At 75.2% G+C, this 16,410-nt stretch carries 12 protein-coding genes; 8 read left to right on the forward strand and 4 right to left on the reverse strand.

From position 1 onward, the window contains the following. The first annotated feature begins 305 nt into the window (after positions 1-305). The 5 genes from JOD66_RS16595 to JOD66_RS16615 are packed head-to-tail and all read left to right on the forward strand — an operon-like array spanning position 306 to position 6,502. Complete coding sequence (locus JOD66_RS16595) at positions 306-1,730, forward strand: YveK family protein (RefSeq protein ID WP_204837958.1); 1,425 nt, start codon at positions 306-308, stop codon at positions 1,728-1,730. Continuing rightward, positions 1,727-3,238 carry a lipopolysaccharide biosynthesis protein gene (locus JOD66_RS16600; protein WP_204837959.1) on the forward strand — a complete coding sequence of 504 codons (1,512 nt, stop codon included), beginning with the start codon at positions 1,727-1,729 and terminating at the stop codon, positions 3,236-3,238. Before JOD66_RS16595 ends, JOD66_RS16600 begins: the two co-directional genes overlap by 4 nt. Further along, entirely contained in the window at positions 3,235-4,119 is an 885-nt protein-coding gene (locus JOD66_RS16605; protein WP_204837960.1) for a sulfotransferase family protein, read from the forward strand. The genes JOD66_RS16600 and JOD66_RS16605 overlap by 4 nt, the downstream gene beginning before the upstream one ends. After that, positions 4,116-5,327 (forward strand): class I SAM-dependent methyltransferase, encoded by a 1,212-nt coding sequence (locus tag JOD66_RS16610; protein ID WP_204837961.1) that lies wholly within the window; start codon positions 4,116-4,118, stop codon positions 5,325-5,327. The genes JOD66_RS16605 and JOD66_RS16610 overlap by 4 nt, the downstream gene beginning before the upstream one ends. Then, on the forward strand, positions 5,324-6,502 hold the full coding sequence (locus tag JOD66_RS16615) for an aminoglycoside phosphotransferase/kinase family protein (RefSeq protein WP_204837962.1): 1,179 nt from the start codon (positions 5,324-5,326) through the stop codon (positions 6,500-6,502). Before JOD66_RS16610 ends, JOD66_RS16615 begins: the two co-directional genes overlap by 4 nt. A gap of 30 nt (positions 6,503-6,532) precedes the next feature. Here JOD66_RS16615 and JOD66_RS16620 read toward each other — a convergent pair whose 3' ends face one another. From JOD66_RS16620 to JOD66_RS16630, 3 genes are all read right to left on the reverse strand, one after another. After that, the gene (locus JOD66_RS16620; RefSeq protein WP_204837963.1) at positions 6,533-7,996 is read right to left on the reverse strand and encodes a carbohydrate binding domain-containing protein; all 1,464 of its coding nucleotides are present in this window, start codon (positions 7,994-7,996) and stop codon (positions 6,533-6,535) included. A gap of 197 nt (positions 7,997-8,193) precedes the next feature. After that, on the reverse strand, positions 8,194-9,120 hold the full coding sequence (locus JOD66_RS16625; RefSeq protein ID WP_204837964.1) for a glycosyltransferase family 2 protein: 927 nt from the start codon (positions 9,118-9,120) through the stop codon (positions 8,194-8,196). Next, positions 9,110-11,239: an O-antigen ligase family protein gene (locus JOD66_RS16630; RefSeq protein ID WP_204837965.1), complete on the reverse strand. Its 2,130-nt coding sequence runs from the start codon at positions 11,237-11,239 to the stop codon at positions 9,110-9,112. Before JOD66_RS16630 ends, JOD66_RS16625 begins: the two co-directional genes overlap by 11 nt. A 138-nt stretch (positions 11,240-11,377) precedes the next feature. Here JOD66_RS16630 and JOD66_RS16635 point away from each other — a divergent pair, with 138 nt between their 5' ends. Genes JOD66_RS16635 through JOD66_RS16645 form a run of 3 tightly spaced genes read left to right on the forward strand, consistent with a single transcriptional unit; the run spans position 11,378 to position 14,855 of the window. Continuing rightward, positions 11,378-13,321: a hypothetical protein gene (locus tag JOD66_RS16635; RefSeq protein WP_204837966.1), complete on the forward strand. Its 1,944-nt coding sequence runs from the start codon at positions 11,378-11,380 to the stop codon at positions 13,319-13,321. Between the two features lie 3 nt (positions 13,322-13,324). Next, a complete protein-coding gene (locus JOD66_RS16640; protein WP_204837967.1) occupies positions 13,325-14,179 on the forward strand; it encodes a hypothetical protein in 855 nt (284 codons plus the stop codon). Further along, on the forward strand, positions 14,169-14,855 hold the full coding sequence (locus JOD66_RS16645; RefSeq protein ID WP_204837968.1) for a helix-turn-helix transcriptional regulator: 687 nt from the start codon (positions 14,169-14,171) through the stop codon (positions 14,853-14,855). The genes JOD66_RS16640 and JOD66_RS16645 overlap by 11 nt, the downstream gene beginning before the upstream one ends. 31 nt (positions 14,856-14,886) lie before the next feature. Here the strand turns inward: JOD66_RS16645 and JOD66_RS16650 are convergent, their stop codons facing one another. Next, entirely contained in the window at positions 14,887-16,398 is a 1,512-nt protein-coding gene (locus JOD66_RS16650) for a sensor histidine kinase (protein WP_204837969.1), read from the reverse strand. Between the last annotated feature and the right edge of the window lie 12 nt (positions 16,399-16,410).

Consider the following 16,410-nt stretch of genomic DNA (forward strand, 5'->3'; position numbering starts at 1 on the left):
GGTGGTGGTTGAACGCATCTGCCTCACCGTCCCCGCACTCGCATGTGCCCTCGGTCCTGAGGGCGAGCCCAGATCGTGTCAACGGTCACATGACGACGGCATGACCGATATTGGGCAGGAATCGCCCGTACTTTCGGGGCTTTCGCGAGCCGTCAGTCGACCCATCCCACAAATTGGGGGTATCTGCCCACGTCGCCCTCCGGACCGCCCGGAGGCGCCCATGATGAACCGGTCATCGAGCGGACCGGCCGGTGGGATCAGGGCTGGGCCGACCCGACGGCTGGACCGAGACCGGGGAGGTGGACGTGGAGCAGCGCCGCATCGTCCCCCTGCGAGTCGTCGCCCTCGCCCTGCTCGCGGGGCTGCTGGCGGCGACCGCGGCGTGGGGCTGGGCACAGCACCGCAGCCACGAGCACCTCGGGACGGCGACGATCATGCTGCACCCGCTGGAGGGCAACGCCTACAGCCCCGGTGGTCGCGGCGACGACCTGGTCAACCTGGAGACCGAGGCGCAGGTGCTTCGCTCCGACACCGTCGCGCGCGCCGTCCTGGACCAGCTCCACGAGGGCGGTACGCCGGCCGACCTGCTCGCGGCGGTGACGGTGAGCGTCCCGCCCAACACCCAGCTGCTCCAGATCACCGCACGCGGGCCCGACGACGCCACCGCGGTGGCCCGGGCCTCGGCGTTCGGCGACGTGTTCTTGAAGTTCCGGCGCTCGCGCACCGAGTCGGCCGTCTACGAGCAGACCTCCCGGCTCGAGGAGCTGGTGAAGAACCGCGAGGACGAGCGCGACGCGGCCGTCGCCCATCTCGACCAGCTCCGCAGCGACGCGCCCGAGCGGGCGCTGATCCAGCAGCAGGTGCAGGAGGTCGTGGTCCAGATCAGCTCGCTGCGGGCCCAGCTGGCCGCGGCCCAGGCGGTGGCGCTCGACCCCGGGCAGGTGGTGACGCCGGGCCAGGTCGTCGGAGCCGGGCTGTGGGGCTCACCCGGACGCGTCGGCGGCCTCGCCGGGGCCCTCGCGGCCGTGCTGGTGCTGGCGATCGCCGTGGTCCGCAGGACCGGTGCGGCCCCCGACGTGGTGCGCCACCTCGACGACCTCGACACCGCGGGACCGACCGTCCTCGGTGAGCTCTGGACCCCGGTCCGGGCCGACAGCGACGTGATCGCCCACGCGCGGTCCGTGGTGCTCGCCGTCGGTTCGGACCGGCCCCCCGTCGTCGCCGTGGGCGCGGTCGCGGGCGGCACCTCGATCGCCTTCCCGGCCCTGGTCGACTCCTTCGTCCGGGCCCGTTACGAGGTGGTCGCCGTCGACCTGACCCGGCGGGCGGACCGCCAGGCGATGGCCGAGCTGGTCCTCCAGGACGCGGTCGTCGCCGACGTGCTGGTCGAGGACGGGCACTTCCGCAACCGGCTGCGGCCCCTCGACGTACCCACCGACGGCCCGGACGCGGCGCCTCCCGACGGTCTCGACGACCTCGCCGCCTCGGCGGAGATGCGCCGCAGCCTCGCCGAGCTCGCCAAGCGCGCCGACCTGGTGCTGCTCCGCTCGCCCGGCCTCGGTACGACGGTCGGCCGCGCGGTCCTCGCCGCCTCGACGGTCGTCGTGGCCGAGGTGACGCAGGGGACGGCGACGCAGGCCGACCTCGCGACGCTGGCCGCCGACGTCGAGCGGGCCGGGTCGGTCGTGGCGGGGCTGATCCTCACCCACGGCCGCGAGGACGAGTCGTGACGGACCTGAGCGCGCCGAGCCTTCGGGAGCTCGAGGCCCACCACCTGCGCGCGGTCGCGCGGGGGAGCACGGCCACCCTGGCCGGCGCGGTGCTCAGCACGGTCGCCGGCTTCGGGCTGGTGCTCGTGGTCACGCGCGGCGTCGCCCCGGATCCCGCGGGCCGGTTCTTCGCGGCCACCGCGATCTTCCTGGTCGCCCTCGCCGCCGCGGGACTCGGCACCGACACCGGCCTGGCCCGCTTCGTGCTGCGGACCGACCGACCGGCCGTCGTCCGGCGGCTGGTCGCGATGGCGGCGCTGCCGGTCCTCGCGGTGGCCGGCGGGCTGGCGCTGGCCCTGGCGGCCTGGTGGCCGGACACCCGGTGGCTGGTCTGGGCGCTGCCGCTCGCGGCCGCCTCCGACCTGTGCGTGGCCGCCGTCCAGGCGCACGCGACCTTCCGCTCGGCCGTCCTGATCGACCGGATCGTGCGTCCCGCCGTGCAGATCGTGCTGGTGAGCGCCGTGGTCGTCGCCGGCCTGCCCGGCGCCGCGCTGGCGCTCGCCTGGGGGTCGGCGTACCTGCTGAGCGCGGTGCTCGCCGTGCGCGCCCTGCACCGCGTGCTGCGGGCGAGCCCCGCGGCGAGCGGCCCGGGCGCGGAGGTCACCGCCCGCGAGTTCTGGGGGTTCACCTGGGCGCGGGCGGCGGCCCGGGTCGCGCAGGTCGGGGTGCAGCGGCTCGACATCGTGCTGGTCGCGTGGCTGCTCTCGCCCGCGGACGCGGCGGTCTACACCGTGGCGACCCGGTTCGTGGTGTTCGGGCAGCTCGCCAACCAGGCGGTGTCCTCGGTGGTGCAGCCGCGGTTCACGCTGATCCTGGTGCGGGCCGACGCCGAGGGTGACAGCACCGCTCGGCGGGCGCTGCTCAGCCGGGTGTTCGCGGTGACCACGTGCTGGAGCGTGCTGCTGGCGTGGCCGGTGTACCTGTGCGTGGCGGCGGCACCCCTGGCCTATCTCGGCTGGTTCGGGTCGGCGTACACGACCGGGGACGCGCGCACGGTCGCCCTGGTGATGGCCGGCGGGATGTTGGTCGCCGTCGCCTCCGGGCCCGTCGACACCCTGCTGCTGATGACCGGGCGCAGCGCCCGCAGCCTCGGCAACACCCTCACCGCGCTGGCGATCGACGTCGGCGGGTGCCTGCTGCTGGTCCCGCGGCTGGGCATCGCGGGGGCGGCGCTCGCCTGGGCGGTCGCGGTCGTCGTCCGCTGCGCGCTCGCGGTGGTCCAGGTCCGGGGCGACATCGGCCTGCTGCCCGGCCGCCGCCAGCTGCTGCTGGCGGCGGTGGTGCCGCTGGCCTGCGTGGGACTCCCGCTCGCCGCCCTCGAGCTCGTCGGCGGACTCTCGTCGCCCGGCTGGCTGCTGGCGTCGGCGCTCGTCGGCCTCGGCTACGCCGCCGTGGTGTGGCGACTGCGGACCCGGCTCGCCGTCGACCTGTTCCTCGCCGGCCGGCGAGGCGGAGTGGCGGCGGCATGAGCGGCGTACGGACCCTGGCCGGGCGGGCAAGGCAGCGGCTCCCGGAGCCGGCCGTGCGCGCGGCCCGGGCCGTCCTCCTCGGCTGGGGCTGGCTGACCGCCGATCTGCGCGAGGAGCCGGGCGTCATCGTGGTCGGCGCCCAGCGGGCCGGGACCACCACCTTGTTCCGGCTGCTGAGCGAGCATCCCCGGCTGTGCCGGCCCACCGTGGACAAGGGGACCGGCTACTTCGACGACGGCTACGCGCACGGCCGGCGCTGGTACCGGGCCCACTTCCCGCTGCGCCGCCCCGGCCGGTGGCGCCGGACCAGCTTCGAGTGCAGCGGCTACTACCTCTTCCACCCGCTCGCCGCGGCCCGGATCGCCCGCGACCTGCCCGGCGTCCAGGTGGTGGCGATGGTCCGCGACCCGGTGGCCCGGGCTCACTCCGCGCACCGGCACGAGCTGGCCCGCGGGTTCGAGACGCTGTCGTTCGCCGACGCCGTCGAGCGCGAGGAGCAGCGGACGGCCGACGCCACCGCGCTGCTCGCCGCCGACCCGGGCGCGGTGAGCTTCGCGCACCGCCACCACGCCTACCTCCAACGCGGCGAGTACGCCGCGCAGCTGCGCCGCTTCGTCGCCGCGCTCGGCCCGGACCGGGTGCACGTCGTCGAGGCCGACGAGCTGTTCGCCGACCCCGTCCCGGTGTACGTCGACCTGCAGCGCCGTCTCGGCCTGCCGGTGCACCGGCCCGAGCGGGTCGGCCGGTGGAACGAGCGGCCGGGCGCGCCGCTGCCGCCGGAGCTCGAGGAGCGGCTGCGCCGGCACTACGACGACCACGACGCCTCCCTCGCCGAGCTCCTCGGCCGAGTGCCCAGCTGGCGAAAGGAAGCACCCCGATGACCGTTCTCTCCGCCCCCGCCCGACACCGACTGGCCCGGGGCACCCGCTGGCATCCGGGCATCCGCGAGGTGCGGCTCTCGCACCTGCTGCTCGGCGGCCAGAACGGGATGACCGCGCAGGCCTTCGCCACGGCGCTGATGGACCCGCTGTGGCCCTCGCGCCGGGTGGTCGAGGGACCCCACGCCCAGCTCCTCGCCCGGGGCCCGGAGCAGTCGGACCGCGACATCCTCGGCTCTCCCTACGCGCGGATGGCGCGGGCCTGCATCCGCCACACCGGCGTCTACTTTGCCGCGGTGGACGACGCCGGCATCCTGGCCCACGCCCGGCAGTTCCTGGCCCGCGCGGCCGGCGAGCCGACGGCGGTGCCGACGGGGGTGATGCACTCCCCGCCGGGCCAGCCGGTGCTCGTCGTACCCGTCGCGGACTCCAGCTGCTTCCAGGTGATCGACGGCCATCACCGGATCGCGCTCGCCGGGGCGGCGGGGGAGAGCACGGTGCCGGTGCGGGTGCGGCGCGGGAAGGTCAGCACGCCGCTGCAGGACCTGCTGCACCAGATGTCGTGGCTCGAGGGCGGCCGGGAGCTGTACCAGCCGGTCGACTCGCCCGAGCTCGCGGCGCAATGGCCGGTCGTGCGCTGCTGCGTCGACCGGCTGGAGGCGATGGAGAGCTACCTGCGCCCGCGCGGCCTCCTCGAGGGCAGCTACCTCGACGTCGCGAGCTGCTACGGCTGGTTCGTCGGCCAGCTCGCGGAGCGCGGGATGGCGGCCGAGGGCATCGAGCGCGACCCGCTCGGGGCGACCCTGGGCCGGCTGGTGTACGGCGTGGACCCGGGCCGGATCCGGATCGGTGACGTCGTGGACGTCCTGCGCGGGACCCACGAGCAGTGGGACGTGGTGTCCTGCTTCAGCCTGCTGCACCACTTCGTGCTCGGGCGTGGCGCCTGCGACGAGGTCGAGCTGGTGCGGCTGCTCGACAAGTCGACGCGGCGGGTGCTCTTCCTCGACACCGGCCAGGAGCACGAGCACTGGTTCCGCAAGTCGCTGCGCGGCTGGAATCCCGACCACATCCGCGAGTTCCTCCGCACCCACACCACCTTCGACCAGGTCCTCGACCTCGGTCCCGACCGCGACGCCGTCGGCCCGTACGCCGACAACTACGGGCGGCACCTGTTCGTCTGCACCCGCGCCGAGGACCGGGAGCACCGGTGAGGGCGGCGCCCAGCGAGCTGCTGGAGACCGCGGCCGAGCTGTGGCCCGGTGCCGACCTGGTCCCGGCGGGGACAGCGGGCGATGGCCGCCCGGTCCGCGCCCGCTACGCCCTGCTCAGCCGGGGCGACGCGCCCACCGTCCTGGTGCCCGTCGAGTCGGCGACGGCCGCCGGGGCGTCGCTGCGGCGGTTCAGCACCGCCTCGTCGTGGTGGGAGACGACCTCCCGCGTGGCCGCCGGCGCCGCGGTGCGGGCGGTGCCCGGGCTGCTCCGGCAGCGGGTCGAGGTCCGCGGAGGGCAGGACGGGCTGGCCGAGCACCTCTCGGAGGTGCTGGGGACGCCGGTGAGCTTCAGCATCAGCATCGGCACCGCCCGGGTGAACCGGAAGCCGGTGCTGCAGGTCTTCGACGAGGAGGGCCGGTGCCGGGCGTTCGCCAAGGTCGGCTGGTCGGAGAACACCTGCGCCGACGTCACCGCCGAGGGCCGGGCGCTGGCGACGGTGACCGCGGTGGACTACCGGCACCTGGTGCCGCCGCCGCTGCTGGCCCGGACGTCGTGGGCCGGGCACCCGGTCCTGCTCATCGGCCCCCTTCAGCCCTCGCCGTGGCGCCGCCGCCGGCGCTCCTGGACGCCGCCCGAGGAGGCGATGAGCGAGCTCGCGAGCACCTTCGCCTCGCCCGACGGCCGGCTCGGCGACTCCGCCTGGTGGCACCGGCAGTGGGAGGCGACCGGCGCGCTGGCCGATCCCGTGCTGCGTGGCCGGTTCGGCCGGGCGCTCGAGCGGGTCGACGCGATCGTCGGCCGCCGCGAGCTGAGCTGGGGCGCCTGGCACGGCGACTGGACCCCGTGGAACATGGCCGTCGCCGGCGATCGGGTGCTGCTGTGGGACTGGGAGCGCTTCGAGACCGGCGTGCCGCTGGGTCTCGACGCGCTGCACTACGTCGTCAACGCGCTCAACGCCGGCGTGCCCGCCTCGACCGAGGGGGTGCTCCGGGCGCTCGGCTTCGCGTCGTACCGCGACCGCAGCCTGGGGGGCGGGCCGCATGTCACCAGCCTGCTCTACCTGGTGGCGATCCTCACCCGGTACCTGCGCCTGGTCGACGTACCCGGCGGCGAGCACATCTCGCCGCGCGCCATGCAGACCCTGGTCGCGCTCGAGCGCCTGACCCCGAGCTGATCGGGGCCAGGCGCTCGCGAGGGCGTGCGGTCAGCGCAGCCGGGGCGACCCGGCCAGCACCTGGGCGAACTCGTTGCGCTTCTCCGGGGTGCTGAGCGTCCACGGCGCGGTGCTGTTGAGCTCACTGTCGAAGTAGGAGTAGGCGATCCCGCCGAAGTCCTCCATGCTCCGCACCGTGTTCGCGATCTCGGTCGGCCGGTCGATGGCCGCCTTGTCGGTGATCCCGGTCTCGCCGAGCGCCCAGTCGACGCCGACGGTGCGGGCCCAGGCCGCGATCTTCTGGAAGTAGCCGGGCATGTCGACCCACCGCAGGTCCTGCTTACCGTTCTTGACCGAGCCGTACTCCTGGTAGATGTCGAAGCCCGCGACGTCGACCTTGACGCCCCGCGGCCAGATGTTCGCCAGGCTGTACTGCGGGTCGCCGTAGAACTGGTGCCACCCGGTCACGATGACCGTGAACGCCACGTTCGGCGCGTTGTCGCGCAGGATCGGAGCGAGGTGCTCCTGCATCCGGCGCCACTCCTGGATGTCGCCGTCGTTCTCGGGCTCGTGGTGGAAGGCCACCCAGACCGGGCCGTTCAGCGCGGCCAGCCGCTGGGCCAGGTCGGTCGCCCAGGCGTCGCCCTTGCCGTCGGCCATCTCGGTCCAGCTGTACGGCGGCTTGAAGCTGATCCACGGCAGCCGGCCGGCCGCCAGGTCGGTCGTGGCGTTCTTGACGGCGCTGGCGACGCCGGTGCCGGTGTAGTACGTCCGCCGGACCGCGAGCTTGCTGCCGAGCTGCTGCTCGAGCGCGGTCGGGTCGGTGTTGCCGCCGTGCGCGGCGCCGATGTACGTGCCGCACGACGGGATGCCGCGCGCCGTGCGGCTGCAGCCGTTGCTCAGCGTGCCGGCCGTGCCCTTGCCGCCCTTGCCCCCGCGCGGGGTGACCCGCAGGTCGTCCACGAGCAGGCGCTGCGAGGACTTCAACAGGGGCGTGCGGAAGCGGAGCTTGAACACCGAGTCCGCGGCCTTCGCCGTCATCCGCACCTTGATCCGGGTCCAGCCCCGGCCCTGGGCCTTCACCTGCTTGGTCTTGGTCTGCAGGGTGTGCTTCTTGACCTCGCGGACCCGCAGCGCGACGGGGCGCTGGCCGGTGCTGCGCACCCAGGCGCGGATGACGTACGCCGTGCCCTTGGCGTGGGCGCCGCCGAACTCGTGCCTGCCGACCGCCGCGGCCGGTCCGTGCTTCGTGGTGCGCACGACCAGCGCCCGGCTGTGGTTGCGTCCCGCGCCGGTGCGGGAGAGCTTGACCCGGCTGCCGGCGACGCCGGCGAAGCCGTCCAGGTGGGACTCGAAGGTCCCCGTGGGGACCGCCTCCTGGGTGCTCGCGCCGACCTGGGCCGACGTCGGCACGGCCGCGACGGCGCTGGTCATCAGCACCGCCGCCAGGACGGGCAGCCAGAGCCATCGGCTCAGGCCGGTCTTCTTCATTGCTGTCTTCTCGGCGTCCTGCACGACGCCACCTCCCCGGATGTCCGGGGCCGCTCGAGCGAAGCCACGGCCCTCGTTCTCTGTTGTCTTCGGCTCGATTGGAACCGGGACCAGGGAACGGGGCCAATATCCTCCCCCATTTGGGGTAAGCCGACCCGGCCGTGCCGGGAGTGCCGGGAAGGTGGGGAGACGGAAGCCGGCCGGGGCCAGGGCGACGGCGCTCAGATGCCGTGCCCCCGTCGGTGGGCGAGGTGGAGCAGTCGCTCCGCGCTCACCAGGTGCAGGGCGACGGCCGCGGCGAGGTACGCGCGCGGCTCCAGCGGAGAGCTCCAGGCGGTGCGGGCGGCCCAGGGCAGCGCGTCGCGCCGGCCGAGGGCGGCCAGGGCGAACGCCTTCCGGCCGGTCTCGCGGGCCAGCGCCCGCCGGTCGTCGAAGAAGACCGGGTGCTTGGCGAGCCCGTAGTCGATGGCCGCGGCGATGGTGGCCCACTGCTGCGAGAACTGCGAGCCGCCCCACCGGACCCGCACCAGCGGCGCCTCGACGAGGGCGAAGCCGCCCTGCTGGGCGGCCCGGATCATCCAGTCGAAGTCCTCGCCGTAGCTGCCGGGGATCTCCTCGTCGACGAGGCCGATCCGGTCCAGCAGGTCGGGGCGGCGGACCACGACCGAGGACGGGTGCGCCGCCATCGTGCGATGCCGGACCAGGTGCCGCAGCTCCAGCTCGGCGGGCGCCGGCACCCGGCGGGTGGTGGTGCCCTGGTAGGTCACCTCGATGCCGGTCACCGAGGTCGGCGCGTCGCCGGCGGCCAGGGCGGTGACCTGTCGGCGCAGCTTGGTGGGCAGCCAGAGATCGTCGTCGTCGCAGAACGCGACCAGCTCGCCGTCACCGGCGAGGATGCCGCTGTTGCGCGCGCCGGCGAGCCCCGGGGTCCGGGTGTTGCGCACCACGTCGACCCGGCGCTCGACCGTGGTCCGGACGAGCAGCGGGTCGGGCTCGGAGCGGTCGAAGACCACGATCACCCGGATCCGGCCGGGATACTCCTGCTCCAGCACCGCGGCGATCGCCTCGCGCACCATGACCGGTCGGTCGTGGGTGGCGATCACGACGTCGACGTCGGGCCAGCCGTCGTACCACGTGTCATCCTGCATGGACCAGCACCTCCTCTGCGGGGGCCGGCGGGCCGAGCGCCGGCTGTTCGGTTCTCCGTGGCCTCTCGGGCCGGCCCCGCCGGCGCGGCAGCCGGACGACGACCAGGCCGGCCAGCCCGCCGAGGGCGATCCCGCTGGTGACCGGGACCCCACGGTGGGCGCCGACCGCGTGCGGGGGATCCAGCCGGATCAGGGTCCCGGCCTCGGGCCGGTGCGTCGTCAGGTAGTCGATCGCCGCCCGCAGGTAGGTCCGGGTGGCCGCCCAGGCGGGATCGGTGGGGTCGATCGCGGCCAGCCGCTCCTGGAGCCGCGCGACCAGGGTGGTGCGCCGGTCCTCCAGGTAGGTACGGCGCTCGGTCAGGTACTCGTGCGCCACCGCGCGGGCCGCCGCCGCTGGATCGCGGTCCGCGGTCGTGGTGAGGGTCAGCTCGAGCACGGTGGACAGCGGCGGCGCGGCCACGGTGATGTCGCCACGCAGCTCGGTCGCGGGCATCCCGACCCGTCGCCCGGCCCGGACCAGGGCCCGCTCGGAGCGGACCAGGGCGGCCTCGGTGTCCACGGTCGCGGCGACCGGCTGGACGACGGGCTGGTCGACCCGGGCGCCGATCGTGGCCTCCCGCGCGAACTCGCCGACGTCGAGGTAGGTCGGCGAGGGGGTGAGCGCGACGGTCGCGGTGCTGGCACGCTGCGGCTGCTGCCCGAGGCTGACGGCGCCGCCGGCCAGGCCGCCGAGGACGCCCGCGCCGGCCACGACCGCGAGGGTCCGGGCGCCCGCGGGCTGCAGGCGGTGGCCCTGGCCGTGCTCGCGCCAGGCCAGGCCGATGGCCGTCATCACCAGCATCATCGGCAGCTCCATGGTGTCGTACACCGAGAGCTGGAGCAGGAAGACGCCGATCACGAAGGTCGCGACGGTCTGGTTCAGCGTGCGACATCGCCAGGTGCGGCGCAGCGCGAGCACGAAGAACGCCAGGAAGAACAGGGTGCCCAGCCAGCCCTGCGAGAACAGCACCAGCCAGAGCTGGCCCTGGGTCCCGAGCGGAGGCACGCCGCACGCCGGGCAGTCCGGCTTGGCGCCGCCGGCGATCGAGGTGAAGGTCCCCGCGACGTCGCGGGTGCTGCCGAAGCCGACGACGGGCGAGCCCGAGGTCATCGAGTCGACCGTGGCGACCAGCAGCTGGGAGCGGCGCTCGTTGCTGTGCGGGTGGCTGAGGCGCTCGCCGATCGTCGTACCGAGGGGGGTGCTGGTCAGCGCCACGCCGCCGACGATCACGACCACGGCCAGCCCGGCGAGGGCGGCATGGTGGCGCCGGGTGGCCAGCAGCACGAGCAGGCCGACACAGCAGCCGCCGACCGCCAGCCACAGGCCGCGGTTCAGGCTCCACACGACCGGGATCGCCGCCAGGACGAGGACGACGGGCGCCAGCAGGCGCAGCCGCGAGCGGGAGCGGGCGACGGTCGCGACGAAGAACACCAGGCCCAGGGACATCACGCTGCCCCAGGTGTTGGTGTAGGGGAAGGGTGCCTTCGGCCGGGGCTCCGGCACGCCGAGCACCGTCTGCACGTCCGAGGCCCGCGCGGACACCAGCGTGCTCACGAAGCCGTTGGCGCGCAGGCCGCCGGGCAGCACCCGCTCGGCGAGGGTGGTGATCGACAGGTCGGGGGCGACCAGGCCGAGCAGGCCGCCGGCCACGGCGACCACGAAGACCGTCGCCATCACCCGGTGCACGACCCGGTCCGGGAGCCGGTGGACCGGCGTGTTGCCCAGCCAGACCAGCACGATGGTGGACGCGGCGTACCAGCAGAACCGGTAGCCGAACACCAGCAGGCGCCCGGTGCCGCCGCCGTCGACGGCACCCGGTGCGGCGGCCCAGAGCGTCCCCACGCCGAGCAGCACCCAGGCCAGGAACAGCAGCCACCAGCCGAAGCCGCTGGGCACCAGGACCCGCCGGCGCCGACGCAGGTCGAGCAGCAGCACCACGGCGACCAGCAGTGGCACCACCGAGGCCAGGCCCAGCAGCCACCACACCGGCAGGCCGACCATGCCGACCACGAAGCAGCGCTCGGCTCGGCCCTCCGGTCCCCGTCCGGGCCGGTCACCCGGTGACGTGGTGGACGTCATGGGCCAAGCGAACCCGGCGTCCGCTCGCGGCGGCTCACCAATATTGGGGGACTAATGGCGCACCCGGCCAGGGCCCGGGGGGACGGTCCTACTGTCGCCTGAACGCCCGGATCCGGCACGTGGTGAGGGGAGGCCGCCATGAGGAGGACCGCAGCCGCACTGGCCTGTGTCGCCGCCCTCGCGGGCGCCGCGGGCCTGGTGGCGCCGGTCGGGTCGGCCGTGGCCGGCTCCGAGAGCGGCGGCGTGCTGGTCGGCGAGCAGCCGGTCGCCGGCACCCCGCAGGTGCTCGACGGCGAGGTGTTCGCCATCGCCCAGGTCGGCGGCACCATCGTCCTCGGCGGCAGCTTCACCCGAGCCCGCGACGACGGCAGCGACGTGGAGCTCCCGCGCCGGGGACTCCTGGCCTTCGACGCCGCGACCGGCCGGATCGACCCGGCCTTCCACCCCGACCCGGACGGCGTCGTCGAGGCGGTCACGGTGGGCCGGTCCGGAAGCGTGTACGTCGGCGGGGAGTTCTCCTCGATCGGCGGGCTGCCGCGCGCCGGCCTCGCGCAGGTCGCGCTCGCGGGTGGTGCGGTCGTGCCGGCGTTCGACCCCGGTCGGGTCGACGGCCCGGTCCGGGACCTGCGACTGCGCCACAACCGGCTGTGGGTCGCGGGCGCCTTCACCCGGATCGGCGGGCGCAAGCAGCGCGCGCTCGCGGTCCTCGCGGCGCGCACCGGACGGACCCGGAGCACCCCGCAGGTGCGCCTCGCCGGGCAGGCGCGCCACGGCCTCGGCCGCACCGCCGTGACCCGGATCGACCTCAGCCCGAACGGCCGCTATCTCGCCGTGGTGGGGAACTTCCGCTCCGTCCAGCGCGAGCGCCGCGCGCAGCTCGCCGTGCTCGACCTGCGTCACGGCGCCGCCGTGACGTCCTTCCGCACCCGCTTCTACGCGGCCACCTGCCAGGCCCAGTACTACAGCTACGTCCGCGACGTCGACTTCGCGCCGGACGGCTCGTACTTCGTCGTCGCGACCTCCGGGGGACCCGGCGGGCCCGGGTCGCCGTGCGACAGCGTGGCCCGCTTCGAGACCCGCGGCGCCGACCGGGCGGCCCGGCCGTCGTGGATCGCCTCGACCGGGGGCGACACCCTCCAGGCGGTCGAGGTGACCGCCGGCGCGGTGTACGTCGGCGGCCACCAGCGTTGGCTCAACAACCCGTTCGGGGCCAACACCGCGGGGCCCGGGGCGGTGGTCCGCGAGGGGATCGCCGCGCTCAGCCCGGTCAACGGCCTGCCGTTCACCTGGAATCCGGGGCGCAGCAAGGGCGTCGGTGTCGGGGACCTGCTGGCGACCGGCGCGGGACTCTGGGTGGGCTCCGACACCGACCGGATCGGTGGCCAGGTGCGCGCCCGGATCGCCCTGCTGCCGGCGGGCGGACTCTCCTACCCGGCGGCGTTGGCGCCCCCGCGGCGCCTCGCCACCGTCTACAGCGCCCGCGGCGGCGAGCTGGTCCGCCGCAGCCATCGCGCCAGCCGCGCGGGACCGCCCTCGACCGTCCCCGGCGGCCCGGACTGGACCGGCGTAGCCGGCGCCTTCCTGCTGGGCGGTCAGCTCTACGTCGCCGGGCGCGACGGCTCGTTCACCCGGCGGGCCTTCGACGGCATGACCTACGGGCCGCCCGAGCCGGTGGCCGCCGCCGACGGCCTGGTCCCGCTGCTCGCCTGGCGCGCCGAGCTCGCCACCGTGACCGGCCTGTTCTACGACGGGGGCCGGATCTACTTCACCCTGGCCGGCTCGCGCGCCCTGCACTACCGGTACTTCAACCCGCAGAGCGGCATCGTCGGCGCCGACCGGCTGGTCGCCTCGCGCCGGGTCGGCGGTTTCGCGCCGCGGCGGGTGCGGGGGATGTTCGTCGCGGGTCGGCACCTCTACTGGGTGACCGGCTCCGGCCGGCTGCGCCGGACCGGGTGGCTGCGGACCGCGCAGGCCGCCGAGCCGAGCGGCGAGGCGAGCGACGTCGGCGGCCCGAAGGTCGACGGGGTCCGGTGGGGACCGGGCGTGGTGTTCGCGGGGCCACCGGCACGGCGGGGAGGCTGAGCCGTGTCGACCCCGACCCTGGTGCCTCGGCTCCTGATCGGCGCGGCGATCGGCGCCCTGATCGGCGCCGTGATCGGCGCCGCGGGCGGCTGCGCGGTGAGCGACGGCGCGGGCGCGGCGCCGCCGTCACCGGGCCGGCACCCCGGGAAGGGCCTCGCCAAGCTGGACCTCGGGCTCGGCTTCGACCAGGTGGTGGTGCCCGGCGACATGGTCCCGGGCGCGACCAACGACGGCACCGCGACCGTCGACATCACGGTCGCCACCCAGGCCGGTGGCCGGCTCACCTGGACCCCGGGGCGCGCCGGTGGCTCCGCCGTACGGACCCCGGGCTATGTCGCCGAGGGACCGGTCCCGGCCGCCGCGCTGGTGGTGCGCACCGACCCCTCGGCACCCGACCCGCTCGATCCCGGCGCCGCCGACTTCGTGGTGGGCGTCGACTTCCGGGCCGACCCGGCGACGGCCGGCCGGGCCGAGGACGACGGCGACAACCTGGTCCAGCGCGGCCGCTTCGGCCAGCCCGCCCAGCTCAAGCTCCAGCTCGACCACGGCGTCGCGTCGTGCCGCCTCGCCGGCACCCTCGGCGAGGTCCTGGTCCAGGCGGACCAGGCGGTGACCCCCGAGCGCTGGTATCGGCTCACCTGCACCCGCTCCGCCGGCGCGGTGCGGATGCGGCTCGCTGACCTCGACGGCGGCACCGACCCGCGGGAGTGGGCCGTCACCGCGGACCCCGGGACGATCACCTTCGACGGGGTGCCGTTGTCGATCGGGGCCAAGCTCGCCGACCACGGCCGGATCGCCCCGGGCTCCGCCGACCAGTTCCACGGAACGATCGACCGTGTCGTCCTCGATGTCCGTTGAGGAGCCGGTCCGCCGGATCGCGCTGGTCGCCGAGCGTCGGCTCGTCGGCCAGGCGATCGCCGCCGCGCTGCGCGGCCGGGGCCTGGTCCCGGTGCTGTTCGAGTGGCCCGAGCGCGGCGGACGGCTGTCCTTCCGGCAGGGCCTGGCCCGCAGCGGAGCCTCGGTCGGCGTGATCCTCTGCGACCTGCGCACCCCGGACCTGCTCCACGACGTCGAGCTCCTCGTCAGCCGCGGCCCGATCCGCTGGCTGGTCCTCACCGACAGCGAGTTCGGTCCGCGCTGGGGCACCGTGCTCGGGGCCGGCGCCACCGGCGTACTGCCCACCACCACGACCACCGTCGGCCTCGCCAACGCGGTCCGGGAGACCCTAGCCGGCGGCTCGCCCACGCCGGGCGTGCTCCGCGAGCGGGCGCTGCGCGAGTGGGAGAGCGTGGCCGAGGAGCAGCGCGACCTGGTGCGACGGATGGAGCTGCTCACCCACCGCGAGTACGAGGTCCTCGGCGCGTTGTACGACGGACTCTCGGTACGCCGCATCGCCGAGGCGTCCGGGGTGGCCGAGGCGACGGTGCGCAGCCAGGTGAAGTCGCTGCGTCGCAAGCTCGGGGTGGACTCCCAGCTCGCTGCCGTCGCGCTGTACCGCCGGTCGCTGGAGGTGTTCCCGCGGGCCCGGCAGTGAGCTCTCTCAATGCTGTGGACGACGCCCCGCGCTAGTCCTCCTCGGGGAGCCTGGCCCGCGGCAGCCGGATCACGAAGGTCGTGCCCGGGCCCTCCCGCTCGCCCAGCTCGAGCGTGCCGCCCTGCTCCAGCAGGATGCGCCGGGCCCGGTGCAGCCCGATGCCCTGCCCACCGGACGCCGTGCCGTGGCTGCCCCAAGAGAACAGCCGATCGCGCACCGCCGGGTCCAGGCCCGGCCCGTCGTCGGAGACCAGGATCTCGATGTGCTCGCCGACCCGGCGCGAACTGATCGTGGTGCCCTGGCCGCCGGCGTGGTCGGCGGCGTTGGTGATCAGGGTGCCGAGTGCCTCGGCGAGGTCGTCCTGGCGGGCCCGGACCCGGTGGCCGCCGGGCGTCCAGGCGACCTGGTGCCCGAGCGCCGCCTGCGCCACCACGAACGGCGACACCACGGCGTCGACGGAGACGGTGGTGAGCGGGCCGGGCTGCGCCTTGACCGTACGGCGCAGCCGGGCCGCCTCGATGTCGACCATCCGCTCCAACGCGTCGCGGCGCGGGCCGGCCGGGATCTGGCCGCTGGCCAGCAGCCGGGCGCCGGCGGCCAGGCCGGCGGCGGCGGAGCGGACCTCGTGGGCGACCTCCCGGTCCTGCTTCACCTCGGCCTCCGCCTCGGCGGCCAGGTGGGCGTACCGGGCCACCCGGGCGTCGAGGTGCTCGAGCGCGGTCCGGAGCAGCGAGGCCGCGGTGGTCGCGGTCAGCGCGCTGAACAGGGCGACGCCGACCACGGCCACCGGCGGCGGGGTCATCGCGCCGACGAGGGTCGAGTAGAGCCGGGCGGCGAAGATCGCGAGCATCCCGACACCGATCCGGGTCGAGGCCCACGCCGGCAACGGCGACAGCGCCAGCTGCAGGCCGACGGCCGCCAGGACCAGGCCGATCAGCACCATCAGGACGACATCGACCGGGTCGCCGACCCGCAGCACTCCCGCGTCCGACTCGAAGCGCTTGACCAGCCGGTGCAGTCCGAGGGTGAGCGACGCGGCGCCCAGCCCGAGCGCGATGCCCGTCACGATCAGGTGCTTGCCCGGTACGGCGGCGCGCCGGCCGCGATGGATCACGACCAGCACGACGAGGACGGTGACCAGGTGGCCGTTCGTGAGCCGGAAGGACAGCGGGCTCATCGAGCGGTCGATCATGCCGAGCACGACCAGCGGCGCGTCCTGGACGGCGACCGTGGCCGCGGCGACCGCCATCGCGCCGCGCAGGCCGTCGTACATGAGCCGGGCGTCCACGGCGAGGGCGACGCTGGCGCCCAGCAGCAGCAGGTCGGAGAGCAGCATCACGGCGTGCCCGGCGAGGACCACCCGGTCGCCACGGGGATCGCCGATCATCCCGACCACCAGGTAGGGATAGAGCAGCAGTCCCGCGACCGCGGCGATCCACCACCACGACGAGCGCGTCGCCCGGCGCCCATCGCGGCGGATCCACCGCCGGGCTGGCGACCCCGAGGGGTCGCGGTCCCGACGGCCCCCCAGGTGCGCCGTCATGCCTCCATTGTG

This window comes from Nocardioides nitrophenolicus (assembly GCF_016907515.1).
Lineage (GTDB): Bacteria > Actinomycetota > Actinomycetes > Propionibacteriales > Nocardioidaceae > Nocardioides > Nocardioides nitrophenolicus.

What these genes read in the sequence shown, in the direction of transcription:
- JOD66_RS16605 (WP_204837960.1), top strand. Translation starts at nt 3,235, where the DNA reads ATGAGCGGCGTACGGACCCTGGCCGGGCGGGCAAGGCAGCGGCTCCCG.
- JOD66_RS16610 (WP_204837961.1), top strand. Translation starts at nt 4,116, where the DNA reads ATGACCGTTCTCTCCGCCCCCGCCCGACACCGACTGGCCCGGGGCACC.
- JOD66_RS16625 (WP_204837964.1), bottom strand. Translation starts at nt 9,120, where the DNA reads ATGCAGGATGACACGTGGTACGACGGCTGGCCCGACGTCGACGTCGTG.
- JOD66_RS16630 (WP_204837965.1), bottom strand. Translation starts at nt 11,239, where the DNA reads ATGACGTCCACCACGTCACCGGGTGACCGGCCCGGACGGGGACCGGAG.
- JOD66_RS16635 (WP_204837966.1), top strand. Translation starts at nt 11,378, where the DNA reads ATGAGGAGGACCGCAGCCGCACTGGCCTGTGTCGCCGCCCTCGCGGGC.
- JOD66_RS16645 (WP_204837968.1), top strand. Translation starts at nt 14,169, where the DNA reads ATGTCCGTTGAGGAGCCGGTCCGCCGGATCGCGCTGGTCGCCGAGCGT.
- JOD66_RS16650 (WP_204837969.1), bottom strand. Translation starts at nt 16,398, where the DNA reads ATGACGGCGCACCTGGGGGGCCGTCGGGACCGCGACCCCTCGGGGTCG.